This is a genomic window from Amnibacterium kyonggiense (genome assembly GCF_004364555.1).
Lineage (GTDB): Bacteria > Actinomycetota > Actinomycetes > Actinomycetales > Microbacteriaceae > Amnibacterium > Amnibacterium kyonggiense.
The window spans coordinates 584,185-607,451 of sequence record NZ_SOAM01000003.1 but is presented as its reverse complement, the minus strand read 5'-3'; the positions used below and the strand labels follow the sequence as shown (position 1 = coordinate 607,451).

Genomic DNA, 23,267 nt, shown 5'->3' with positions numbered 1-23,267 from the left:
GCGCACCACGGCAGGGAGGACGGCATGAGCACGGTCGACAAGAGCAGCGTCGGGCAGGGCGAGCGGCAGTACCACATCGGGGTCGCCCCGGGCGAGGTGAGCTCCGTGGCGCTGCTGCCGGGCGACCCGTTCCGCGTCGCGATGATCGCGGACCTGCTCACGGACGTGGAGGAGGTCGCGCACCAGCGCGAGCACCGCACGGTCGTGGGGACCTACAAGGGCGTCCGGATCACCGCGACCTCGACCGGGATGGGCTGCCCGAGCACCGCGATCGCCGCCGAGGAGCTGATCCGGGTCGGTGTGACGAGCATGATCCGCGTCGGCAGCTCTGCCGCCGTGCAGCCCGGGGTGCGTCCCGGCGACCTGCTCGTCAGCGAGGGGACGCTCCGGAACGACGGGACGACGGCGGCGTACGTCCACCCGGGCTACCCCGCGGTGCCCGACCTGCCGATCACGATCGAGCTCGAGCGCCAGGCGGCCCGCATCGCGGAGCGCGAGGGGGTCCGCGCCTTCAACGGCCTCAACGCGAGCGACGACGCGTTCTACGCGGAGGGGCCGGAGTGGATCGAACGCCTCCGCCGGGAGGGCATCCTCAACATCGAGATGGAGTCGAGCGCGCTCTACGTCGTCGCCCGCCTCCGCGGCGTGCGCGCCGGAATGATCTGCGCCTGCTCGAGCAACCTCGTCGACGGCGCGAGCCTCTACTCCGGGACGAAGGACGCACTGCGCGCCGGCTGGACCGCGAGCATCGAGGCGGCCCTCGAGACGGCGGTCGCGCTCGGTCTGGGCGACCCGGCGTGACGGACGCGACGGTCGGTCTCGACCTCCACTCGCACCTCGAGGGGCGCGTGCGGCCAGGTACGGCCGCGGAGCTGGCGCGGCGACTCGGCGCTCCCGAGCCGCCGCGCGGCTGGGCGGCCGCCCTCCGCCTCGAGCAGCCGGGCGACCTCACCGCCTACCTCGCCTGCGTCGCGGCGAGCTACCCGCTGCTCCGCGATCCCGAGGCCGTGCGCCGGGTCGCCTACGAGGCCGTCCTGGACGCGGCCGCGGACGGGCAGGCGCACCTCGAGCTGCGCTTCGGTCCCGCGACCCACGTCACCGACGAGCACGGCCTCGAGGAGGTCGTCCGCGCCGCCGCGACCGGCGCGCGGGAGGGCGCTGCGGCGACCGGGATGCCCGCCGGGATCGTGATCGCGGCCCTCCGGAACCACGACGCGGCGACGAACGAGGCGGTCGCCCGTGCCGCCGCGGTCGCGGCGGGGGAGGGCGTCACCGGGTTCGACCTCGCCGGGGACGAGTCGCGCTGGCCGGCGCACGCGCCGTTCGCGCGCTCGTTCCGGATCGCGGCCGCGGCGGGGCTCGGGCTCACCTGCCACGCGGCGGAGGCCGCCGGGCCGGGCGCGGTCGCCGACGCGGTCCGGGAGCTCGGCGTGCGCCGGATCGGGCACGGCGCGCACCTCGCGGAGGATCCGCGCGCGATGGCCCTCGCCGCGGACGAGGGGCTGGTCGTCGAGATCTGCCCGAGCTCGAACGTCTGGACCGGCGCGATCGCCCGCGTCGAGGACCATCCGGCGCGGACGTTCCTCGGCGCCGGCATCCGCCTCGTGCTCGGCGACGACAACCCGGTCCAGACCGGTTCGCCGCTCTCCGCGGAGCGGCGGATCCTGCGCGAGCGGCTCGGCTTCACCGCCGAGGAGCTGGCGCGGCTCGACACGGACGCGCTCGAGGCCGCGTTCCTGACGCCGAGCGAGCGGCACGCGGCGGCCTCCCTGCTCGCCGGTCGAGCGCCCTCGCGGTGACCGCGGCGGCGCGCACCGCCGGGGAGCCGGTGATCGTGACCGCGCCGAAACGTGGGCGAAACCCGCCGTGGATACCGTCGCCGGGACACAGCACCCGTCCCCCCGCACACCGAGGACCCGCATGCCGAACTCCACCATCCCCGCCGCCTTCGACCGCCGCGCCTTCCTCCGCTTCGGCGGGGTCGCGGCGGGCGCCGTGGGCACGACCGCCCTCCTCGCCGCCTGCTCCGGCGGCGACTCGTCGACCGGCGCCTCCGGCAGCTCCTCGAGCGGTGCGGCGGCGAACTACGGCACCATCGCCATCCAGCTCTCCTGGATCAAGAACATCGAGTTCGCGGGCGAGTTCTTCGCGACCGAGAACGGCTACTACGAGAAGGCCGGCTTCGACAAGGTCGACCTCCTCGCCGGCGGCTCCGGCAGCACGACGGCGGAGGAGATCATCATCTCCGGCAAGGCGCTCGTCGGCCTGTCGGCGCCGATCGCCACCGCCCCCTCGATCATCAAGGGCGCGCCCCTCAAGGTCATCGGCACGACCTACCAGAAGAACCCGTTCTGCCTCATGTCGCTCGAGGACGGCACGCCGATCCGGACGGTCGCGGACCTGAAGGGCAAGAAGCTCGGCGTCCAGGCCGGCGCGAACCAGACGATCATCGACGGGTTCCTGAAGGCGAACGGCATCGCGAAGAGCGACGTGACCATCGTCACGACCGGCTTCGACATCGCCCCGCTCGTCTCCGGCAAGTACGACGCGCACATGTCCTACATCACGAACGAGCCGATCCTCGCTGCGGCGGAGGGACACAAGCCCGTCGTGCTCGGCTTCGCGGACAACGGGCTGCCGTTCGTCGCGGAGACGTTCACGGTGCTCCAGGACACGATCGACAGCAAGCGCCCGCTGCTGAAGGCCTTCCTCAAGGCCGAGATCCAGGGCTGGACCGACGCGGTCAAGGACCCGGCGAAGTCCGCGGAGCTCGCTGCCAACAAGTACGGCAAGGGCGCGAACTTCGGCAAGGACCTCGACGTCAAGGAGCAGACGCTGGAGGCGGAGGCGCAGAACGGCCTCATCCTCACCGCCGACGTCAACACGAACGGCCTGTTCACGATGACGCAGGCGCTCATCGACGAGAACATCAAGTCCCTCGCCGCGATGGGCTACGACATCACCGCGGACAAGCTCTTCGACCTGAGCCTGCTCGACGAGGTCTACAAGGAGAACCCGGACCTCAAGACCACGTTCACGATCCCGAGCCCCAGCGCGAGCTGAGCGGGACCGACCGGCGCGAGGGAGGAGGCTTCAGAATGAGCATCGTGACGAGCACCGCGGTCGCGACGTCGGACCCTGCCGGGAACCCGGAGCTCGCCTCCGGGGTGAACATCCAGGGCCTCACCAAGACCTTCTCCCTCGGGCGGAAGTCCGTCCAGGCGCTCTCGGACGTCGACCTGGGCACGAAGAAGGACTCGTTCCTCTCGCTGCTCGGGCCGTCGGGCTGCGGCAAGTCGACGATCCTCCGCATCCTCGCCGGCCTCGAGTCGCCGACGACGGGCTCGATCCTCGTGAACGGCCGGACGGCCGCGGAGATCCAGCGCGACCACTCGATCGGCATCGCGTTCCAGGACTCGGCGCTGCTCCCGTGGCGCACGGTCGAGAAGAACATCCGGCTCCCGCTCGAGGTCGCGGGCATCAAGGCGGACGACGCGCTCGTCGACGGCCTCATCGACCTGGTCGGCCTCCGCGGCTTCGAGCACGCGAAGCCCGCCCAGCTGTCGGGCGGCATGCGGCAGCGTGTCTCGATCGCTCGCTGCCTCGTCGTGCAGCCGAGCATCATGCTGCTCGACGAGCCGTTCGGCGCCCTCGACGACATGACCCGGCAGCGGATGAACGTCGAGCTGCTCCGCATCTGGACGGAGCGCCCGGCGACCACGCTGATGGTGACGCACGGCATCAGCGAGGCCGTGTTCCTGTCCGACGTCGTCGCCGTCATGAGCGCCCGGCCCGGCCGCATCGCGGAGGTCGTCGAGATCGACCTGCCGCGGCCGCGCGTGCCCGAGCTGATGCGCACCCCGGAGTTCCACGCCTACGTCGACCGGCTCTCCGAGATCCTGTTCGGCGGCCGGGGCGGGGCGGATGACTGAGCTCGCGGAGGCCGCCAACAGCATCGTCGTCGACGGCGGCGTCCCCGGGGCGCGGCCGTCGCGCGGCCTCGGCCGGCGGCTCGCGGCGACGCCCGCCTGGGTCGGCGGCGTGATGGGCGTCGTGCTCATCGTGCTCGTGTGGTGGATCCTGTCGGTGACGAGCCTCGGCCGGAGCGGCGCGATCCCGACGCCGCTCGAGGTGATCCTGCTGTTCGGCAAGGCGTTCGGCGACTCCTCCTACTGGCAGGCGATCGGCGCGACGAGCCTCGCCGCCGGCGAGGGGTACCTGATCGGCAACGCGATCGCGATCGTGCTCGCCCTGATCGTGCTGCTCAACCCGCGGTCGGAGGGCTTCGCGACGCAGCTCGCGGTCGTCACCTCCTGCCTCCCGCTCACCGCGATCGGCCCGCTCGTCGCGATCATGACGCAGGCCGGGTCGCGCGTGACGAGCGTCTTCCTCGCCGCGCTCAGCGTCATCTTCACGACGGTGATCGGCTCGATCCTCGGCCTGAAGTCCGCGAACCGCACGCAGCTCGACGTCGTCAGCGCCTACGGCGGCAGCCGCTTCACGCAGGTGCGGAAGGTGCGGCTCTTCGCCGCCCTGCCGAGCTTCCTCGCGGCTCTGAAGATCGCGGCGCCCGCCGCGTTCCTCGGCGCGGTGCTCGGCGAGTACTTCCTCGTCGGCGTCGACTCCGGGATCGGGATCCTGCTGCTCAACGCGCAGTTCTACAACGACGCGACGCGCGTGTGGGTGCTCGCCCTCACCTCTGGCGCCATCGCGGGCCTCGCGTACTTCCTGATCGACCGCATCGGCCGGCTGCTCACCCCGTGGGCCGCGGGCGACCGCGGGAAGGCGGCGTTCTGATGACCACGGCAGCAGGCACCACCGCGCGCGGCCCGGTCGTCTCCGCATCCGCCCGGGCGGCGATCGCCTACACGGCGCGGCGCACCGGCGTCACGGTCGGGACGATCCTCCTGTCCCTCCTCGTGCTCGTCGTGCTGTGGCAGATCGCGATCAGCACGTCGAACATCTCGTCCTTCATCACGAAGGGCCCGCTCGACGTCTGGAAGTACTTCACCCAGGACGGCGACGGCGGCACCGCGGCGAGCCACCAGCGCACGCTGTTCCGCCTCCTCGGCGTCACGCTGCAGGACGCGTCGATCGGCTTCCTCGTCGGTGTCCCGCTCTCGGCGCTCATCGCGGTCCTGTTCACGATGTTCCGGCCGATCGAGTTCATGTTCATGCCGATCGCGATGCTGCTCCGCACGGTGCCGCTGCTCGCGATGGCGCCGGTCATCTACATCATCTTCGGCAACGGCGCCGTCACCGCGGCCCTGATCGGCACCGTCGTCGTGCTGTTCCCGCTGCTCGTGAACATCACGGTCGGCCTCCGGTCCGTCTCCCAGCAGTCCGTCGACCTCGTGCGCGTGTACGGCGGCAGCCGGTTCACGGTGCTGCGCAAGGTCGCCGTCCCGACGGCGCTGCCGCACTTCTTCGCCTCGATGCGCATCGCGGTACCCGGCGCGATCACCGGCGCGATGCTCTACGAGTACCTCTTCACGAGCGCGGGCCTCGGCGGCACGGTCGTGACCGCGAAGGCGGCGTTCGACTACCAGCTCATCTGGGCGTCGACGGTGTTCGTGACGGTCGTCTCGGTCGTCTTCTACACGATCACCGCGATCATCGAGGCCGCGGTGCTGTCGGAGTGGGGCCCTGACGCCGGCAAGTCCACCGGTCGCTGATCGCCGGTGCCGCTCCCGATCCTCCTCGACACCGACCTCGGCTCCGACGTCGACGACGAGCTCGCCCTCGCCCTGCTCTGGGGCTCCCCGGAGGTCGAGCTGCTCGGCGTCAGCACCACGTACGGCGACGTCGACCTCCGTGCGCGCATCGTGCGGCGGATGGCGGTGCTGACCGGCCGCGACGTGCTGGTGGCGCCGGGCGAGCCGACGCCGCTGTCGGGCAGGGACGTGTGGTGGGCCGGCATCGAGGGCGTCGCGTACGGCGACCTGCCCGCCGAGGACGCGACGACGACGGGCGCGCAGCTGCTCCTCGACCGCGGGGCCGGCGCCGACCTGCTCGCCATCGCGCCACTCACCACGGTCGCCGTGGCCCTGGGGGCGGGGCTCGAGCCCGCCGGCATCACGGTCATGGGCGGCGACTGGGCGGACCCGGACGCGGCGGAGCACAACATCGCGTCGGACGTGGTCGCCGCGCGACGCGTCCTCGGCTCCGGCCTGCCGATCACGGTCGTCGGCGTGGACGTCACCCGGCGGGTGACGTTCGCGGATCCGGAGATCGGGCGCTTCGCCGCGTGCGGGGAGCTGGGCGCCGTCATCGCCCGTGAGATGCGGGCGTGGATGGCCCGCTGGGACGAGGACGTCGAGGTCCCGCACGACCCGCTGACCGCGCTCGCGCTGCTGCAGCCCGACCTGTTCGCGTTCACGCCGCCGGTCGCGGTCGAGGTGGCGGACTCGGGCGCCGTCCGCATCGTCGACGGTCCGGGCACCGTGCGGATCGCGATCGACGTGGATGCGGCCGCGGCGCGGACGGCGATGGCCGACCGCATCGCGGCCGGACTGACTCCGGTCTCGAGCTGACCCGACCGCTCCGCCCGACCCGTCGGTCGAGGTACGAGCGGATCGGGCCCCGGGACCGTCCGTGGACGAAGTGAGGAGGAACGATGGTCAAGCGCATGCGACTCGGGGTGTTCGAGGTGGCGGCGGTGCAGGTGGGCGGCACGCTCAGCTGGCCGCACCCGCGGAGCCGGTCGATCGAGTACACGGACCCGACGTACTGGGTGGAGGTCGCGAAGCTCCTCGACGACGCCGGGTTCGACTTCCTCTTCTTCGCGGGCGGCTACGGGTACCCGACCGTGCAGGGGCGCCTCCACCCGCTGTCCGTGACCGGCGGCATCAACTTCCCGGGCATCGACCCGAGCTACCTCATCCCCGTGCTCGCGTACGAGACGAAGCGGCTCGGCTTCGTGTTCACCTCCGGCACCGGGCTCGACCACCCGGTGCAGACCGCGCGCACCTTCTCCACCCTCGACCACCTCACCGGCGGCCGGATCGGCTGGAACATCGTCACCGGCTCCTCCCAGGACACGATCGCGCGGCTGTTCGGCCACGACGAGATGCGCAAGCACGACGACCGCTACGACCAGGCGGACGAGTACCTCGAGCTCGCGCTGCGGTTCTGGCAGACCGCGTGGGACGACGGGGCCGTGGAGGAGGACCGCGAGGCCGTCCGGTACGCGGACCCCGACAAGGTGCACGAGATCGAGTACGCGGGGGAGTACTACCGCTCCGGCGGCTGGTACGCGACCGTCCCGTCCCCGCAGCGCACGCCCGTGCTGTTCCAGGCGGGCACCTCCGCCCGCGGCCGCGCCTACGCGGCGCACAACGCGGAGTGCGTCTTCGTCCAGGGCACGACCGTCGCCGCGACGAAGGCGAACGTGGCGGACATCCGCGCCCGCGCCGCCGAGGAGGGCCGCGACCCCGACTCGATCCGGATCATGGTCGGCGTCACCGTGACTGTGGGGGAGACGCACGAGGCGGCCGTGGCGCAGCGGGCGGAGTTCGACGCCCTGCAGACCGACGAGGTCGTGAACGTCCTCTACTCCGGCAACACCGGCATCGACCTGCTGTCGCTCGACCCGGACCGGTCGCTCGAGCAGATCGTGGCCGACGGCAAGGTCGGGCAGCTGGGGCAGAGCAACATCGACCGGTTCCTCCCGAAGGACGGCAGCCCCGCGCCGACCGTCCGGCAGATCCTCGACCAGCTGAAGGGCCGCGGTACCCGCGGCTTCCAGGTGACGGGCTCGGTGACGGAGGTCGCCGACGAGCTCGAGCGCCTGATGGACGAGACCGACCTCGACGGGTTCCTGCTCGAGCCGATCTTCGCGCCCACGGACCTCGAGGACTTCGCGCACTGGGTCGTCCCCGAGCTCCGCCGCCGCGGCCGTCTGCCTGAGGAGCCCTCCACCGGCACGCTCCGCGAGCAGCTCATCGGCACGGGCCCGCACCTGTCGAACCACTTCGGCGCCGCCCTCCAGCGCTGATCGGGTTCACGGATACGGAGATCCGGTGGACCGGATCTCCGTATCCGCGAACCTTCGGACGGTGATGCGCTCGTCCCTAGGCTTCCGGGGTGACCGAGCACCGTGCGCAGTTCGACTTCTCCATCGGGTTCGCGAACGGGGGCGGCCTCGACGGGCACGGCTTCCGGCTCGACCTCCCGTCCGCCGACCTCGACGAGCACGCGATAGGCCGCCTGCTCGTCGCGCACCTGGGGCTCGCGCTCGTCCGCGACGTCCGCCTCACCGACCTGCGGATCGTGGAGGAGCCGCACCGCGGCAGCCGGGGCGTGGACGTGCCGGCCTCCGGACGCGCGGCCCGCGTGGTGGACCTGAGCCACCGGATCCGCGCGGGCCTCGTCACCTACCCGGGTCTGCCCGCTCCCGTGATCCGGCCCCACCTCACGCGCGAGGCGTCGCGCGAACGGTACGCGCCGGGCACCGAGTTCGCGATGGACGTGATCGAGCTCATCGGCAACACCGGCACCTACCTCGACTCGCCGTACCACCGGTACGCGGACGGGGCCGACCTCGCGGGGCTCCGGCTCGAGACGCTGGTCGGGCTGCCGGCGGAGGTGTTCCACCTCACCGACGCGTGGAGCCCGAACGAGCGGGGGATCGGCGCCGCAGCGGTGGCCGATCGCGGCGTCCGTGGTGCCGCGGTCCTTCTCCACACCGGGTGGGACCGGCACTTCGGGACGCCGGAGTACGGCCGCGGCGCACCGTTCCTCACCGAGGACGGGGCGCGGCACCTGATCGAGCAGGGCGTCGCGCTCGTCGGCATCGACTCCCTCAACATCGACGACGTCGAGTCGGGCGGCGAGCGGCCCGCCCACACCCTGCTGCTCGGGGCCGGCGTCCACGTCGTGGAGCACCTGACGGGCCTCGGCGACCTGCCGCCGCGCGGCGCGCGCTTCACGGCGGCCCCGCCGGCCGTCGAGGGCTTCGGCACCTTCCCCGTCCGGGCCTTCGCGGAGGTGCCCGCCGGATGACCGGCACCGCGCGAGGCCCGGAGCCGCGCCGCTTCCCTGCAACCGCCGCTGCAGACCGAGGCCCGTTCAGGGCCTCGGGCGCAGCACCGCCCGGGATCCGCCTGCGGATCCCGGGCCATAAACTCCGTACATGTCTGAAACGCCCGGGTCCGACGCCGCCGTCGACGTGAAGCCGCGCTCGCGCGTCGTCACGGACGGCATCGAGGCGACGACCTCCCGGGGCATGCTCCGCGCGGTCGGGATGGGCGACGCGGACTGGGACAAGCCGCAGATCGGCATCGCGTCCTCCTGGAACGAGATCACCCCCTGCAACCTGAGCCTCGACCGGCTCGCGCAGGCGGCGAAGGAGGGCGTCCACTCCGGCGGCGGCTACCCGCTGCAGTTCGGCACGGTCAGCGTCTCCGACGGTATCTCCATGGGCCACGAGGGCATGCACTTCTCCCTCGTGAGCCGCGAGGTCATCGCCGACAGCGTCGAGACCGTCATGCAGGCGGAGCGCCTCGACGGCTCCGTGCTGCTCGCCGGCTGCGACAAGTCGCTGCCCGGCATGCTCATGGCGGCCGCGCGCCTCGACCTCGCGTCGGTCTTCGTCTACTCGGGCTCGATCGCGCCGGGCTGGGTGAAGCTCTCCGACGGCACGGAGAAGGACATCACGATCATCGACTCCTTCGAGGCGGTCGGCGCGGTGAAGGCCGGCCGGATGAGCCTCGAGGACGCGAAGCGCATCGAGTGCGCGTTCGCGCCGGGCGAGGGCTCGTGCGGCGGCATGTACACCGCGAACACGATGGCGTCGGTCGCGGAGGCGCTCGGCATGGCGCTGCCCGGCTCGGCCGCCCCGCCCAGCGCGGACCGGCGCCGCGACTACTTCGCGCACCGCTCCGGCGAGGCCGTCGTCAATCTGCTGCGTCGCGGGATCACGACCCGCGACATCATGACGAAGCCCGCGTTCGAGAATGCGATCGCGATCGTCATGGCGTTCGGCGGCTCCACGAACGCGGTCCTGCATCTGCTCGCGATCGCTCACGAGGCGGACGTCGACCTCACGATCGACGACTTCAACCGCATCGGCGCGAAGGTGCCGCACATCGGTGACCTGAAGCCCTTCGGCCGGTTCGTCATGAACGACGTCGACCGGGTCGGCGGCGTGCCGGTCGTCATGAAGGCGCTGCTCGAGGCGGGGCTGCTGAACGGCGACTGCCTCACGGTCACCGGCAAGACGGTCGCCGAGAACCTCGCGGAGATGGACATCGCGCTGCTCGACGGCACGGTGCTCCGGAAGCTCGACGACCCGATCCACGCGAGCGGCGGCCTCACGATCCTCAAGGGCTCGCTCGCGCCGGAGGGCGCCGTCGTGAAGACGGCCGGCTTCGACGCCGCGGTGTTCGAGGGCCCCGCCCGTGTGTTCGAGCGCGAGCGGGGCGCGATGGACGCCCTCACGAACGGCGAGATCCACGCCGGCGACGTGGTCGTCATCCGGTACGAGGGCCCGAAGGGCGGTCCGGGGATGCGCGAGATGCTCGCCATCACCGCCGCCATCAAGGGGGCCGGCCTCGGCAAGGATGTACTCTTGCTGACCGACGGCAGATTCTCGGGCGGCACAACCGGCCTGTGCATCGGCCACATCGCACCGGAAGCGGTGGACGCAGGTCCGATCGCCTTCCTCCGAGACGGTGACCCGATACGGGTGGACATCGCCTCCCGCACGCTCGATCTCCTCGTCGATCCGGCAGAGCTCGAAGCCCGTCGAAACGGCTGGGCCCCTCTGCCGCCCCGGTACACCCGCGGCGTGCTCGCGAAGTACTCCAAGCTCGTGCAGTCCGCGGCCGTCGGCGCCGTCACCGGCTGACGCCCGGACCCGCACCCGTCATCCAAGGGAAAGCCCCGTGTCCTCACCGACCACCCCGTCGCCGTCGCCGGTGCGCGCCCCCGCGCGCGCGGCCGGCGGCGAGCAGCACACCACCCGAGCCCCCGAGCCCGAGCTGATCACCGGGGCGGAGGCGGTCGTCCGCACGCTCGAGCTGCTCGGCGTCACCGACGTCTTCGGCCTGCCGGGCGGCGCGATCCTCCCGGTCTACGACCCGCTGCTCTCCGCCGAGACGCTGCGCCACATCCTCGTCCGACACGAGCAGGGCGCCGGCCACGCGGCCGAGGGCTACGCGGCCGCGTCGGGGCGCGTCGGCGTCGCGATCGCGACCTCCGGCCCCGGCGCCACGAACCTCGTCACCGCGATCGCCGACGCGTACATGGACTCCGTCCCGCTGCTCGCGATCACCGGTCAGGTCTTCTCCACCCTGATGGGCACGGACGCGTTCCAGGAGGCGGACATCGTCGGCATCACCATGCCGATCACGAAGCACTCCTTCCTCGTGAAGCAGGCCGCCGACATCCCGCTGGCGATCGCGTCCGCGTACCACATCGCCTCCACGGGCCGCCCCGGCCCCGTCCTCGTCGACATCACGAAGGACGCGCAGCAGGAGGTCGTGCCGTTCGTCTGGCCGGTCAAGCTCGACCTGCCCGGCTACCGGCCGATCGCGAAGGTGCACGGCAAGCAGGTGCAGGCCGCCGCGCAGCTGCTCGCCCGGGCGAAGCGCCCCGTGCTCTACGTGGGCGGCGGCGTGGTCCGCGCCCACGCGGACGCCGAGCTGCTCGAGGTCGCCGACCTGACGGGCGCGCCCGTCGTCACCACGCTCATGGCGCGCGGCGCGTTCCCCGACAGCCACCCGTCGAACCTCGGCATGCCCGGCATGCACGGCACGGTCCCGGCCGTGCTCGCGCTGCAGGAGGCCGACCTGCTCGTCGCCGTCGGCGCGCGCTTCGACGACCGCGTCACCGGCAAGGCGTCGCTGTTCGCCCCGGACGCGAAGGTCGTCCACATCGACATCGACCCCGCGGAGATCGGCAAGATCCGCACCGCCGAGGTGCCGATCGTCGGCGACGCCAAGGAGGTCCTCGGCGACCTCGCCACCGCGTTCCGCGAGCTCGGCGCCCAGCCCGCGCAACCGTACGCCGCGTGGTGGGACCGCATCCGCAGCCTGCAGGAGCAGTACCCGCTCGGCTACACGCCGACGAGCGACGGCCTGCTGTCCCCGCAGCACGTCATCACCCGCATCGGCGAGCTCTCCGGGCCCGAGGCGGTCTACGCCTCCGGCGTCGGGCAGCACCAGATGTGGGCGGCGCAGTTCATCAGGTACGAGCGCCCGAACGCCTGGCTGAACTCCGGCGGCGCCGGCACCATGGGCTACGCGGTGCCCGCGGCGATGGGCGCCAAGGTGGCCCAGCCGGATCGGGTCGTCTGGGCGATCGACGGCGACGGCTGCTTCCAGATGACGAACCAGGAGCTCGCGACCTGCGTCATCAACGACATCCCGATCAAGGTCGCGGTGATCAACAACTCGTCGCTCGGCATGGTCCGCCAGTGGCAGACCCTGTTCTACGACGGCCGCTACTCGAACACGCACCTGAACACGGGCGCCGGCTCGGCCCGGGTGCCCGACTTCGTGAAGCTCGCGGACGCCTACGGCGCCCTCGGCATCCGGGTCGAGCGCGAGGACCAGGTCGACGACGCGATCCGGCTCGCGCTCGAGACGAACGACCGGCCGGTCGTCATCGACTTCGTCGTGTCCGCGGACGCGATGGTGTGGCCGATGGTGCCGCAGGGCGTCAGCAACTCGGGCGTCCAGTACGCCCGGGACCACGCGCCGTCGTGGGACGACGAGGCGCCGGAGTCCGGCGTCGACCCCGACTTCGTGCTGCCGGCCCCCGAGGGCGGCGTCGAGCCGGTGTCCGAGGCGGACGCGATCGCGGAGGCCGAGGAACGGTGAGCCGGCACGTCCTGTCCCTGCTCGTCGAAGACAAGCCGGGACTCCTCACCCGTGTCGCCGGGCTGTTCGCCCGGCGCGGCTTCAACATCGAGTCGCTCGCGGTCGGCAGCAGCGAGGTCCAGGGCCTCTCCCGGATCACCGTCGTCGTCGACGTGGAGGAGCTGCCGCTCGAGCAGGTGACCAAGCAGCTGAACAAGCTGATCAACGTCATCAAGATCGTCGAGCTGGAGCCCGAGCAGTCCGTCCTCCACGAGCACGTCCTCGTCAAGGTGAAGGTCGACGCGGGCACCCGTCCGCAGGTGCTCGAGATCGTCGAGCTGTTCCGCGCCCAGGTCGTCGACGTCACGCCCGAGGCCCTCGTCATCGAGCTCGTCGCCGGGGTGCAGCGCACCGCCGGCCTGCTGAAGATGCTCGAGCAGTACGGCATCCGCGAGCTCGCCCAGTCCGGTCTGCTCGCCATGGGCCGCGGGCCGAAGTCCATCACCGAACGCATCCCGCGCGCCTGAGCGCACCCAAGAAGGAGACACCAATGACCGACATCGTCTACGACAACGACGCCGACCTCTCGATCATCCAGGGCAAGAAGGTCGCCGTCATCGGGTACGGCAGCCAGGGCCACGCGCACGCGCTGAACCTGCGCGACTCCGGCGTCGAGGTCGTCATCGGCCTCAAGGAGGGCTCGAAGAGCCGCCAGAAGGCGGAGGACGCGGGCTTCCGCGTGCACACGCCCGCCGACGCCGCGAAGTGGGCCGACGTGATCGTGATCCTCGCGCCCGACCAGGTGCAGCGGCACCTCTACGCCGACGACATCGCGCCGAACCTCCAGGACGGCGACGCGATCCTCTTCGGCCACGGCTTCAACATCCGCTTCGGCTACATCACCGCTCCGAAGGGCGTCGACGTGGTCATGGTCGCGCCGAAGGGCCCGGGCCACACGGTCCGCCGCGAGTTCGAGGCCGGCCGCGGCGTGCCCGTGATCGTCGCCGTCGAGCAGGACGCGACCGGCAAGGCCTGGGACCTCGCGTGGTCCTACGCCCGCGCGATCGGCGGCCTCCGCGCCGGCGGCATCAAGACGACGTTCACCGAGGAGACCGAGACGGACCTCTTCGGCGAGCAGGCCGTGCTCTGCGGCGGCACCTCGCAGCTCGTCCAGTACGGGTTCGAGACCCTCGTCGAGGCCGGCTACCAGCCGCAGATCGCCTACTTCGAGGTGCTCCACGAGCTGAAGCTCATCGTCGACCTCATGTGGGAGGGCGGCATCGCCAAGCAGCGCTGGAGCGTCTCCGACACGGCCGAGTACGGCGACTACGTCTCCGGCCCGCGCGTCATCGACCCGCACGTGAAGGAGAACATGAAGGCGGTCCTCGCGGACATCCAGAACGGCGCCTTCGCGAAGCGGTTCATCGACGACCAGGACAACGGCGCGAAGGAGTTCCTGGAGCTCCGCAAGAAGGGCGAGCAGCACCCGATCGAGGAGACCGGCCGCGAGCTCCGCGCCCTCTTCGCCTGGCGCAAGTCGGACGACGACTACACCGAGGGCAACGTCGCGCGCTGACCCCTGAGCGACCCGAGGCGCACCCTCCGTTCCGCAGGACTCCGAGTCCTGCAGAACGGAGGGTGCGCCTCCTTCGTCTCGATCGGGGTACGCGCCGGTAGCCGATCGGGGCACGATTCCGCGGGATCGACGCCGGAGTGTCGCCGTTTCCAGGTCCGGTCGCTACAGTCGCGCCATCGGCGGCCACCCGACCGTCGACCAGTGACGACGCGCGGGCGCCCCGAAACGCCCGAGTGGAGGACCTCCACTCGGCCGTGCCCGCGGGAGAGCCGGCGATGGCAGGACGCAAGCGCGCAGGCGGGCTCGCCGCGGTGCTCATGGCGGGCGCGCTCATCGCGTCGTCCCCCCTCGCCGCGCTCGCCGACCAGCCGACCCCCGCCCCCTCGAGCACCGTCTCGACCGACACGTCCGGTGCGTCCGCGCGGGAGCTCGCCGCCCGCATCGTCGCGCTGCAGCGCACCGCGGAGGAGAAGGGGAAGGTCGCCGAGCAGGCGGGCGAGAAGGCGAACGCCGCGAAGGCCGCATCGGACGCCGCCGCGCAGGAGCTGACCGCCGCCACGCAGGCCGCCGACGATGCGGCCGCCCACGCCGCGGAGACCCGGGCCCGGGCGTCCGCCGTCGCCGCGCAGCTCGCGCGCACGAACTTCGGGACGCTGCCGCTCGACCTCATGCTCAACGGGCGATCCGCCGAGGGCATCCTCGGCGGCCTCTCCACGAGCAGCCAGCTCTCCGTCCAGTCGCAGCTGCTCTTCGACCAGGCGAAGGCCCAGCAGATCGAGGCGGAGCGGCTCCGCGGCGTGGCCGACGCCGCCGCCACGGACGCGAGCGCTGCTGCGGACGCGGCCGCGACCGCCTGGACTGCGGCGAAGAAGGAGGCGGCGACCGCGAAGACGGCCGTCGACGCCGCCCTCGCCGAGCAGGCGGGCCTGCTGGCGCAGAGCGGCGACGACCCGGCGGTCTGCGCCTCCGTGGGCTCCGCCCCGGTCGCCGCGTGCCTGCCCTCCGCCGGAGCGGGGCCGAAGGGTGCCTCCGTCGGCGCGAAGGTCGTGCGGTACGCGACCGCCCAGATCGGCAAGCCCTACGTGTTCGCCGCCGCCGGGCCGGACGCCTACGACTGCTCGGGGCTGACGCTCGCCGCCTACGCCTCTGCCGGTGTCGCGATCGGCACGCACTCGGCGACGAACCAGTACGTGACCGCGAAGGCGCGGCACGACCTCGTGCCGCTCGCGGATGCGAAACCGGGCGACCTGCTGTTCTACACGGACGGCGGGGGCGACATGTACCACGTCACGATCTACGCGGGAAACGGCCTCATGCTCGAAGCGCCGTACCCGGGCGCGACGGTCCGCGCGGCGCCCGTCCGCACCGGCGACCTCGTCGCACAGGCCGCCCACTTCGGTTGACGCGTCTTCCAGTCCGCGGAAGCGGTCTGGTTCGCCCGCGAACCTTCTGACGCCGGCGAGCAGGGCCGCTGAATCCCGCCTGTGACCGGGGTTTTCCAGGGCATTACCGCATCGGGCGGCGACTTCGGAGGACCGACACGCCGCGTGGATGTCACGTTCCGATAACGCCCAGGGTGTGCGGTGCCTCGGCTTCCTTGCTACGTTCGCCCGCGGCCGGCCACCCCACCTTGCCGACCACGACATCGCGACCACCCCGTCGCCCCACGCCGCACCCCGCCGACCCTCGGCTCCTGTGCGCCGTGACGGGAGCTGGCGCCGTACCCCACGGTGATCGCGGTGCGCGCAACAGGAGGAACCACCCCGTGCACTTCCGAGCCCGGAACATCGCAGGACTCGCCATCACGGCCACCGTCGCCGGCGTCATCGCCGCTTCGGGTCTGACCACCGCATCCGCCGCCGACCTCGCCTGCTCCGACATCAGCAAGCTGTCCGGCAAGTCGCTCTCCTCCTGCATCACCACGCTGCGCAGCCAGGCCGAGGCCGCGGGCCGCACGGCGGCGAAGGCGGACGAGGCGTACCTCGAGGCCAAGCACAAGGCGGCCGACGCGAAGGCGACCGCCGTGAAGCTCGACCGCGCCGCGGAGGACGCGGCCCTCGTCGCCCAGCGCTCCACCGCGCGCGCGGCCGCCACCGCGGCGCAGCTCGCGCGCACCGGCGGCTCCGTCGGGCAGACCACGCAGGTGCTGCTGTCCGGCGACGGCGCGAGCAGCGTGCTGTACCACCTGAGCCGGATGAGCGAGCTGACGTCGGACACGACGCAGATCGCCGACCAGGCGAAGCAGGACCGGGCCCAGGCCGACGACCTGCGCACGCAGGCGAAGCTCGCCGCCGACGGCCTGGCCGCGGACGAGCAGGACGCCAAGCAGCTGTACGACCAGGCGAAGAAGGCCGCGTCCGCCGCCACGCTCCTCGTCGCCAAGGCGGAGGAGAAGCGGTCGCCGGGCACGAGCGCGGCCTTCGCCAGCGCTTACAAGGATCTGCCCTCCGACGCCTCCGTCGCGGAGACCGTCATCGCCTTCGCCCGCGCGCAGATCGGCAAGCCGTACGTCTTCGGCGCCGCCGGCCCCGGCTCGTTCGACTGCTCCGGGCTCACGATGGCCGCCTTCGCGGCGACCGGTCGGCAGATCGGCGGTCACGGCGTGAACGTGCAGTACCGGCTCGCGCAGAGCAAGGGCCTGCTCGTGCCCTACTCGGCCGCGAAGCCGGGCGACCTGCTGTTCTACGGCAGCGGCGACTTCTACCACGTCGCCCTCTACTCGGGCGGCGGCAACATGATCGAGGCGCCCTACCCGGGTCGGGACGTGCGCGAGGTACCGGTCCGCACCGCCGGCCTCGCCCCGGTGGTCGCCCGCTTCACGGGTTGACCCGCGGCGCGCTCGTCCCTGCCACGGCGACGAGCGCGGCGAGCAGGACCTGGGCCGCGGCCCGGGGCACCAGCGGGACGGCGACGGGGCCGAACCGCGCGGGGTCCCGGGCCGCGACCGCGTTCGCTGGGAAGACGGCGGCGAGGAACACGACGAGCGCGGCCGCCGCGATCGGCCGCGTCGGCCGCAGCAGCAAGCCCGCAGCGCCTGCGAGCTCGCACACGCCGGTGAGCCGGACCAGAGCCCGGGCGCTCAGCGGGCTCCGCCGCCGGATCGACGGCGGGATCATCGCGGCCATGCCGCGGGCGGGCGTCGGGACGAAGTGCGTCACGCCCATCCCGGCGAAGCCGGCGGCGAGGAGGGGGCGGAGGAGCGCGCGCGGATCGGACATCCCCCCAGTCGACCGCACGGACCCGCGCGTACCGTGAACGGATGTCCCCGGAGCTCTCCGCCGTCGGCCGCCGCCGCTACGTCTCGCTGACGACCTTCCGCCGCACCGGCGTCCCCGTCTCGACGGCCGTGTGGATCGCGCCGAACGACGACGCGCTCGTCGTGCTCACGGGCGGGTCGTCCGGCAAGGCGAAGCGGCTGCGGAACGACCCCCGCGTCGAGCTGCGCGAGTGCGACATGCGCGGCCGCGTGCGAGCGGGTGCGCCAGTCGTCGACGCGCACGCCGAGGTGGTCGCCGACGCCGAGGAGGTCGAGCGGCTGCTCGCCGGGCATCGCGCCAAGTACGGCTGGCAGCTCACCGCCTACCGGGCGATCGAGCGCCTGATCCAGCGGGGCGCCCCCTCGCAGGACGTCGTGCTCCGGATCACCGACCGCTGACGGCGGAGGCGAGGAGCGATTCGATCAGCCCCGGGAAGCGGGCGTCGAGCGCCTCGCGCCGCAGCCGGATCGCGTGGGACCGGCCGTCGACGATGGTCTCGGTGAGGCCCGCCTCCCGCATCGTTCGGAAGTGGTGCGACATCGTCGACTTCTGCACGTCGAAGCCCCACTCCTGCATGCTCTTCGAGTGCGGGACGCCGTCGGCGAGCACGCGGAGCATCTGGAGCCGGATCGGGTCGCCGAGCGCCCGGAGCACGTCGACCAGCTCGACGTCCGCGAGATCGGGCGTCGGGTACTCCGCACTATTGTTTGACATGTGTCGAACTATTTCCTAGGGTGATCGTATGACCGAGGTCGAACGATACGACATGCCGCGCCGCCTCCGCATCCAGCTCGGCCTCCTCGCGGCCTGCCTGTTCGTCGTCGGCACGAACGGGTTCGTCATCGCTGGCCTGCTGCCGGAGGTCGCGCGGGACCTCCGGGTCCGGCCGGAGACGATCGGCGCGACCATCAGCGCCTACGCCGTCGTCGTGGCCGTCGCGTCACCGGCGGCGTCGATCCTGCTCGTCCGGGCGCCGCGCGTGGTCGTCCTCGCGGGCGGCGTCCTCGTCGTCGGTCTCGGCACGGTGCTCGCCGTCACGGCGGCCGGTTTCCCGCAGTTCCTCATCGGCCGCATCGTCGCCGGACTGGGCGGTGCGGCGCTCGTCCCCGCTGCGACCGCCGCCGCACCGACGGTGCTGCCGACGGCGCACCGCGGACGGGCGCTCGCGATCGCCGGCCTCGGCTTCACGCTGGCCGTCGCGGTCGGCTCCCCGCTCGGGACGGCGCTCGCCTCCTTCGGCGGCTGGCGGCTCTCGCTCGGGGCGCTCGCCGTCCTCGCCCTGGTGCTCGCCGCGGCCGTCGCGCTCGTCGTCCGCGGGCTGCCGGAGCCGGCCCGCATCCCGCTGGCCGCGCGCTTCGCGCCGCTCGCCGATCCGCGGATCGTCCTGCTCCTGCTCTCGATGGTCCTCGCGACCGCGAGCTTCAACATCGTCTACATCTACAGCGCGGAGGTCACGCGCGCCGCGACCGGCGGCGACGGGGTCCGCCTCGCGGTCCTCCTGCTCGTCTACGGCGCCGCGGGCGTCGTCGGCACGACCCTCGCGGGGCGGCTGACCGACCGGCGGGGGAGCGCGGTCGTCGCGGTCGGCGCGTTCGCGGCCCAGACCGTCGTCCTCGTCCTGCTCGCGCTCGTCGACGCCTCCTACCTGCTCGACCTCCCCGTGTTCGCGCTGTGGGGGATCGCCGCGTTCGCGATCGTCGTGCCCGTCCAGCACCGGCTCGTCGGCATCGACCCCGCCGCGGCCGGCATCGTGCTGTCGTGGTACTCCACGGCCATGTATGTCGGCATCGGGCTCGCGCCCGCGGTCGGAGCGGCGGCGCTCGGCGCCGGGGCGGTCGCGGTGCCGATCGCCGGCGCGGTCGCCTCCGTCGCCGGGCTCGGCGTCCACCTGATCGGCATCCGGGTGCGCGACGCGGCGGTCGCGCCGGCCTGACGGCAGGCGCGGGCCGGCGGGTGCGGCAGGATCGGAGGGACATGACCGATCCGACCGACGAGGACGCCCTCTCCTGGGACGGCGACGACGCGCTCGCCGCGCCGAAGCGTCCCGCCCCTCTCATCGACGACCGCCCGGCGGGTGCGGGCCGGGCGTCCGGCGGCGGGTTCTCCCTGCTCGTCCTCGGCGTGCTCGGCGGCGTCGCGGTGCTCGAGACGGCGTTCTGGATCCGCAGTGCCTTCGACCTCCAGATCGCGGCGTCGGTGAGCACGGGCGGCGGGACACCGGTCGAGCTGATCGCGTTCGTGCTGAACGTCGCGGGCCGGGTGCTCGCCGTCCTCGCGCCGGTGGTCTGGTTCGTCCTCGTCCTCTGGCGGGTGCGCGTCCCCTCCCGCCGGCTCGCGCTCCTGGCGCTCGGCGCCCTTCTGCTCGTGCCGTGGCCCGCGATCCTGGTGGCCGCGTGAGCGCCGCGGTCACGCTCGGGCCGCCGCGGCGCCTCGGCGCGCGGATCGCGATCGCGCTCCTCTTCCTCCTCGCCTTCCTCTGGCAGGTCTACGGCGCGGTGTCCAACCTCGTGGTCTGGCTCGGCTTCGCCCGCGTCATGGGTCAGCAGCTCACGGCGACGGCCTGGGTCGTGCTCCTCATCGGCATCGCGATCCCGGTCGTCGCCTGGGCCGCCGGCGTCGTGCTGGGAGTGCGGCGGAGCCTCCTCGGCTTCGCGCTCGTCCTGGTCCTCGCGCTCTGCGCCTCGCAGGCGCTGTCGCTCAGCCAGCTCGCGTTCTTCCTGTCGGTGATCGGCGCCCTCTGAGGCGCGCCGCGTCCCCGCGCGCTAGGTTCGCCGCCATGAAGGCGGTCCATTTCGGCGCGGGCAACATCGGGCGGGGCTTCGTGGGGGAGCTGCTCCACGAGAGCGGGTACGAGGTGGTGTTCGCGGACGTCGCCGAGGCGCTGATCGACGCGCTGGACGCGGCGGACTCGTACACGGTCACCGAGATCGGCGAGGGCGGGCGGACGACGGTCGTCACCGACTTCCGCGCGATCAACAGCCGGACCGACGAGGCCCGGCTCGTCGACGAGATCGCGACCGCGGACGTCGTCACCACGGCGGTCGGGCCGCGCGTGCTGCCGTTCGTCGCGCCGGTGATCGCCCGTGGGATCGAGCGGCGCATCGAGATCGGGCAGGACGCGATCGACGGCGGCCGGATCGCGGTCTTCGCGTGCGAGAACGCCATCAACGCGACCGACATCCTCGAGGCCGACGTCCGCGCGGCCCTCCCGGAGGCGGACGCCGACCGCCTCGACGCCGTCGCCGCGTTCGCGAACACCGCGATCGACCGGATCGTGCCCGCGCAGGCGCCGGACGCCGGCCTCGACGTCGTGCTCGAGCCCTTCCACGAGTGGGTCATCGACCGCACGCCGTTCGACGGGAACCCGCCGCAGATCGTCGGCGTGCACTGGGTGGACGACCTGGCGCCGTTCATCGAGCGGAAGCTCTTCACCGTCAACACCGGGCACGCGACCGCCGCGTACCACGGGTTCGCGCGCGGCATCCACTCGATCACGGACGCCATCACGGATCCCGCGATCCGGGCCGAGGTCGAGGCGGCGATCGGGGAGACCCGGTCGCTGCTCGTCGCGAAGTTCGGGCTCGACGAGGAGGAGCAGGCCGCCTACGGCCGGAAGATCATGGGGCGGCTCTCGAACCCCGAGCTGCCGGACACCGTGGAGCGCGTCGGGCGGGGCCCGCTGCGGAAGCTCAGCCGCGCCGAGCGCTTCATCGGGCCCGCCGCGCAGCTCGCCGAGCGCGGGCTGCCCCGCGACGCCCTGCTCCGCGCGATCGCCGACGCCCTCCGCTTCGACGTCCCGGACGACGCGGAGAGCGTCGAGCTGCAGCGCATCCTCCGCGAGGAGGAGCCCGACGGCGCGGTCACGGTCATCACCGGGATCGAGCCGGCCCACCCGCTCTTCGCCGACCTGCTCGAGGTGTTCCGGGCCCGCACGCGCTGACGTCCGGGTCGCCGCGTGACGGCGGCGGGGAGCGCCGCTCCGGCGCTCGGTAGGCTGCGGGACCGTGCCGAAACCCGTCGTGCTGATCGCCGAGCAGCTCTCGCCCGCCACCGTCGCCGCGCTCGGACCGGACTTCGACGTCCGCGACGTCGACGGCACCGACCGTCCCGCCCTCCTCGCGGCGATCGCGGACGCCGACGCCCTCCTCGTCCGCTCCGCGACGCAGGTCGACGCCGAGGCGATCGCCGCGGGTCGGCAGCTGAAGGTCGTCGCCCGTGCGGGCGTCGGGCTCGACAACGTCGACATCCCGAGCGCGACGAAGGCCGGCGTGATGGTCGTCAACGCGCCGACGTCGAACGTCGTCTCCGCCGCGGAGCTCGCGATCGCGCACCTCCTCGGCCTCGCCCGCCACCTGCCCGACGCGAACGCCTCGCTGAAGGCCGGGGAGTGGAAGCGCTCGAAGTACACGGGCGTCGAGCTGTACGAGAAGACGGTCGGCGTCGTCGGCCTCGGCCGGATCGGCACTCTCGTCGCGCAGCGGCTCGCCCCGTTCGGCGTCACCCTCGTCGCCTACGACCCGTACGTCACGCCGGCGCGCGCCCAGCAGCTCGGCGTGCAGCTGCTCGGCCTCGACGAGCTCATGCGCGTCGCCGACTTCGTGACCGTGCACATCCCGAAGACCCCGGAGACGACGGGGCTCATCGGCGACCCGGAGTTCGCGATCGCCAAGCCGACGCTCCGCATCGTCAACTGCAGCCGCGGCGGCATCATCGACGAGGCGGCCCTCGAGCGCGCGCTCGCCGCGGGCCTCATCGCCGGCGCCGCCCTCGACGTGTTCGTCACCGAGCCGCCGCGGAACCCGTCGCTGATCGCGCAGGAGCACCTCCAGGTCACGCCGCACCTCGGCGCCTCCACGGACGAGGCGCAGGAGAAGGCGGGCGTCGCGGTCGCTCGGAGCGTGCGGCTCGCGCTCGGCGGCGAGCTCGTGCCCGACGCCGTGAACGTCGCCGGCGGCGTCATCGACCCGTACGTGCGCCCCGGCATCCCGCTCACCGAGAAGCTCGGCCAGGTGTTCGCCGCGCTCGCCGACGGGCCGATCGCCAGCCTCGACGTCGAGGTGCGCGGCGATCTCAACGAGTACGACGTCAGCGTGCTGAAGCTCGCCGCGCTCAAGGGGCTCTTCGTCAACACGCTCACCGAGAACGTGTCCTACGTGAACGCGCCGCTGTTCGCGGAGGAGCGCGGCATCCAGGTGCGCCTCGTCACCGACCCGGTCAGCGACGACTACCGCAACGTCATCACGCTGAAGGGCGCGACGACGACGGGGGCGACGCACTCCGTGTCCGGCACCCTGACCGGGCCGAAGCAGATCGAGAAGCTGACGGAGGTCGAGGGCTACGACGTCGAGGTGCCGCTCGCCGACCACCACGTCGTCTTCACCTACACCGACCGCCCCGGCATCGTCGCGCAGTACGGCTCCGCCTTCGGGGAGGCGGGGGTGAACATCGCGGGGATGCAGATCGCGCGGGACGTCGCGGGCGGCACCGCCCTCAGCGTGCTGACGATCGACTCCGAGGCGTCGCAGGAGGTCCTCGACGACATCCGCGCGCGCATCGACGCGTCGCGGCTCGTCGCCATCGATATCGTCGCGGAATGACGTCCCGACCGCCGGAATCGGCGGTCAGGGCGAC

The 23,267-nt window shown here is 72.6% G+C and carries 22 protein-coding genes and 1 pseudogene; 21 read left to right on the top strand and 2 right to left on the bottom strand.

The genetic code is table 11. The annotated features are described in order from the left end of the window. Positions 1–24: 24 nt before the first annotated feature. The 15 genes and pseudogenes from CLV52_RS16150 to CLV52_RS16080 all read left to right on the top strand — a co-directional run bounded on the left by CLV52_RS16150 (position 25) and on the right by CLV52_RS16080 (position 17,206). The gene (locus CLV52_RS16150) at positions 25–801 is read left to right on the top strand and encodes a nucleoside phosphorylase (protein WP_162850896.1); all 777 of its coding nucleotides are present in this window, start codon (positions 25–27) and stop codon (positions 799–801) included. Beyond that, entirely contained in the window at positions 798–1,799 is a 1,002-nt protein-coding gene (add, locus tag CLV52_RS16145; protein WP_162850895.1) for an adenosine deaminase, read from the top strand. The genes CLV52_RS16150 and add overlap by 4 nt, the downstream gene beginning before the upstream one ends. Before the next feature lie 121 nt (positions 1,800–1,920). After that, on the top strand, positions 1,921–3,063 hold the full coding sequence (locus CLV52_RS16140) for an ABC transporter substrate-binding protein (protein ID WP_133767368.1): 1,143 nt from the start codon (positions 1,921–1,923) through the stop codon (positions 3,061–3,063). A 35-nt stretch (positions 3,064–3,098) separates the two neighbouring features. After that, positions 3,099–3,932, top strand: a complete 834-nt coding sequence (locus CLV52_RS16135) for an ABC transporter ATP-binding protein (RefSeq protein WP_133767367.1) — start codon at positions 3,099–3,101, stop codon at positions 3,930–3,932. After that, positions 3,925–4,797 carry an ABC transporter permease gene (locus CLV52_RS16130; protein WP_133767366.1) on the top strand — a complete coding sequence of 291 codons (873 nt, stop codon included), beginning with the start codon at positions 3,925–3,927 and terminating at the stop codon, positions 4,795–4,797. Before CLV52_RS16135 ends, CLV52_RS16130 begins: the two co-directional genes overlap by 8 nt. Next, the gene (locus tag CLV52_RS16125; protein WP_133767365.1) at positions 4,797–5,675 is read left to right on the top strand and encodes an ABC transporter permease; all 879 of its coding nucleotides are present in this window, start codon (positions 4,797–4,799) and stop codon (positions 5,673–5,675) included. Before CLV52_RS16130 ends, CLV52_RS16125 begins: the two co-directional genes overlap by 1 nt. A gap of 6 nt (positions 5,676–5,681) precedes the next feature. Beyond that, positions 5,682–6,533 (top strand): nucleoside hydrolase, encoded by an 852-nt coding sequence (locus CLV52_RS16120; RefSeq protein ID WP_133767364.1) that lies wholly within the window; start codon positions 5,682–5,684, stop codon positions 6,531–6,533. Positions 6,534–6,616: 83 nt separating this feature from the next. Next, positions 6,617–7,996: an NtaA/DmoA family FMN-dependent monooxygenase gene (locus CLV52_RS16115; RefSeq protein ID WP_133767363.1), complete on the top strand. Its 1,380-nt coding sequence runs from the start codon at positions 6,617–6,619 to the stop codon at positions 7,994–7,996. Between the two features lie 89 nt (positions 7,997–8,085). After that, positions 8,086–9,003, top strand: coding sequence for a cyclase family protein (locus tag CLV52_RS16110; RefSeq protein ID WP_133767362.1), 918 nt, complete (start codon positions 8,086–8,088; stop codon positions 9,001–9,003). Positions 9,004–9,133: 130 nt separating this feature from the next. Next, positions 9,134–10,849, top strand: a complete 1,716-nt coding sequence (gene ilvD, locus CLV52_RS16105; RefSeq protein ID WP_133767361.1) for a dihydroxy-acid dehydratase — start codon at positions 9,134–9,136, stop codon at positions 10,847–10,849. Between the two features lie 37 nt (positions 10,850–10,886). Then, positions 10,887–12,719, top strand: a pseudogene (locus CLV52_RS16100) (acetolactate synthase large subunit); the annotation flags it as partial. Between the two features lie 101 nt (positions 12,720–12,820). Further along, positions 12,821–13,330, top strand: a complete 510-nt coding sequence (ilvN, locus tag CLV52_RS16095; RefSeq protein ID WP_133767360.1) for an acetolactate synthase small subunit — start codon at positions 12,821–12,823, stop codon at positions 13,328–13,330. Between the two features lie 23 nt (positions 13,331–13,353). Further along, positions 13,354–14,379 carry a ketol-acid reductoisomerase gene (gene ilvC, locus CLV52_RS16090; RefSeq protein ID WP_133767359.1) on the top strand — a complete coding sequence of 342 codons (1,026 nt, stop codon included), beginning with the start codon at positions 13,354–13,356 and terminating at the stop codon, positions 14,377–14,379. A gap of 275 nt (positions 14,380–14,654) precedes the next feature. Next, positions 14,655–15,782, top strand: coding sequence for a C40 family peptidase (locus CLV52_RS18545; protein ID WP_162850894.1), 1,128 nt, complete (start codon positions 14,655–14,657; stop codon positions 15,780–15,782). 362 nt (positions 15,783–16,144) lie between these two features. Then, positions 16,145–17,206, top strand: a complete 1,062-nt coding sequence (locus tag CLV52_RS16080) for a C40 family peptidase (RefSeq protein ID WP_133767358.1) — start codon at positions 16,145–16,147, stop codon at positions 17,204–17,206. On the opposite strand, the gene CLV52_RS16075 is transcribed toward CLV52_RS16080, so the two are convergent. Then, positions 17,196–17,597, bottom strand: coding sequence for a DoxX family protein (locus CLV52_RS16075; RefSeq protein WP_133767357.1), 402 nt, complete (start codon positions 17,595–17,597; stop codon positions 17,196–17,198). The genes CLV52_RS16080 and CLV52_RS16075 overlap by 11 nt on opposite strands. Positions 17,598–17,638: 41 nt before the next feature. Between CLV52_RS16075 and CLV52_RS16070 the strand changes: the two genes are divergently transcribed. Further along, a complete protein-coding gene (locus tag CLV52_RS16070; protein ID WP_133767356.1) occupies positions 17,639–18,034 on the top strand; it encodes a PPOX class F420-dependent oxidoreductase in 396 nt (131 codons plus the stop codon). On the opposite strand, the gene CLV52_RS16065 is transcribed toward CLV52_RS16070, so the two are convergent. Next, on the bottom strand, positions 18,021–18,350 hold the full coding sequence (locus CLV52_RS16065; RefSeq protein WP_133767355.1) for an ArsR/SmtB family transcription factor: 330 nt from the start codon (positions 18,348–18,350) through the stop codon (positions 18,021–18,023). The genes CLV52_RS16070 and CLV52_RS16065 overlap by 14 nt on opposite strands. A 28-nt stretch (positions 18,351–18,378) precedes the next feature. On the opposite strand from CLV52_RS16065, the gene CLV52_RS16060 reads away from it, so the two are divergent. From CLV52_RS16060 to serA, 5 genes are all read left to right on the top strand, one after another. Then, on the top strand, positions 18,379–19,569 hold the full coding sequence (locus CLV52_RS16060; protein ID WP_133767354.1) for an MFS transporter: 1,191 nt from the start codon (positions 18,379–18,381) through the stop codon (positions 19,567–19,569). A 41-nt stretch (positions 19,570–19,610) separates the two neighbouring features. Beyond that, positions 19,611–20,033: a hypothetical protein gene (locus CLV52_RS16055; protein ID WP_133767353.1), complete on the top strand. Its 423-nt coding sequence runs from the start codon at positions 19,611–19,613 to the stop codon at positions 20,031–20,033. Next, complete coding sequence (locus CLV52_RS16050) at positions 20,030–20,377, top strand: hypothetical protein (RefSeq protein WP_133767352.1); 348 nt, start codon at positions 20,030–20,032, stop codon at positions 20,375–20,377. The genes CLV52_RS16055 and CLV52_RS16050 overlap by 4 nt, the downstream gene beginning before the upstream one ends. Before the next feature lie 35 nt (positions 20,378–20,412). Then, positions 20,413–21,576 carry a mannitol-1-phosphate 5-dehydrogenase gene (locus CLV52_RS16045; protein ID WP_133767351.1) on the top strand — a complete coding sequence of 388 codons (1,164 nt, stop codon included), beginning with the start codon at positions 20,413–20,415 and terminating at the stop codon, positions 21,574–21,576. Positions 21,577–21,640: 64 nt separating this feature from the next. Beyond that, the gene (gene serA, locus CLV52_RS16040) at positions 21,641–23,233 is read left to right on the top strand and encodes a phosphoglycerate dehydrogenase (protein WP_133767350.1); all 1,593 of its coding nucleotides are present in this window, start codon (positions 21,641–21,643) and stop codon (positions 23,231–23,233) included. Positions 23,234–23,267: the final 34 nt, after the last annotated feature.

Excerpts from the sequence above, each read along its gene's own strand:
- CLV52_RS16115 (WP_133767363.1), top strand. The coding sequence starts at position 6,617 with ATGGTCAAGCGCATGCGACTCGGGGTGTTCGAGGTGGCGGCGGTGCAG.
- CLV52_RS16065 (WP_133767355.1), bottom strand. The coding sequence starts at position 18,350 with ATGTCAAACAATAGTGCGGAGTACCCGACGCCCGATCTCGCGGACGTC.
- CLV52_RS16060 (WP_133767354.1), top strand. The coding sequence starts at position 18,379 with ATGACCGAGGTCGAACGATACGACATGCCGCGCCGCCTCCGCATCCAG.
- CLV52_RS16045 (WP_133767351.1), top strand. The coding sequence starts at position 20,413 with ATGAAGGCGGTCCATTTCGGCGCGGGCAACATCGGGCGGGGCTTCGTG.
- CLV52_RS16135 (WP_133767367.1), top strand. The coding sequence starts at position 3,099 with ATGAGCATCGTGACGAGCACCGCGGTCGCGACGTCGGACCCTGCCGGG.
- CLV52_RS16055 (WP_133767353.1), top strand. The coding sequence starts at position 19,611 with ATGACCGATCCGACCGACGAGGACGCCCTCTCCTGGGACGGCGACGAC.
- ilvD (WP_133767361.1), top strand. The coding sequence starts at position 9,134 with ATGTCTGAAACGCCCGGGTCCGACGCCGCCGTCGACGTGAAGCCGCGC.
- CLV52_RS16125 (WP_133767365.1), top strand. The coding sequence starts at position 4,797 with ATGACCACGGCAGCAGGCACCACCGCGCGCGGCCCGGTCGTCTCCGCA.
- CLV52_RS16130 (WP_133767366.1), top strand. The coding sequence starts at position 3,925 with ATGACTGAGCTCGCGGAGGCCGCCAACAGCATCGTCGTCGACGGCGGC.
- CLV52_RS18545 (WP_162850894.1), top strand. The coding sequence starts at position 14,655 with ATGGCAGGACGCAAGCGCGCAGGCGGGCTCGCCGCGGTGCTCATGGCG.
- CLV52_RS16070 (WP_133767356.1), top strand. The coding sequence starts at position 17,639 with ATGTCCCCGGAGCTCTCCGCCGTCGGCCGCCGCCGCTACGTCTCGCTG.
- CLV52_RS16140 (WP_133767368.1), top strand. The coding sequence starts at position 1,921 with ATGCCGAACTCCACCATCCCCGCCGCCTTCGACCGCCGCGCCTTCCTC.
- CLV52_RS16150 (WP_162850896.1), top strand. The coding sequence starts at position 25 with ATGAGCACGGTCGACAAGAGCAGCGTCGGGCAGGGCGAGCGGCAGTAC.
- CLV52_RS16075 (WP_133767357.1), bottom strand. The coding sequence starts at position 17,597 with ATGTCCGATCCGCGCGCGCTCCTCCGCCCCCTCCTCGCCGCCGGCTTC.
- ilvC (WP_133767359.1), top strand. The coding sequence starts at position 13,354 with ATGACCGACATCGTCTACGACAACGACGCCGACCTCTCGATCATCCAG.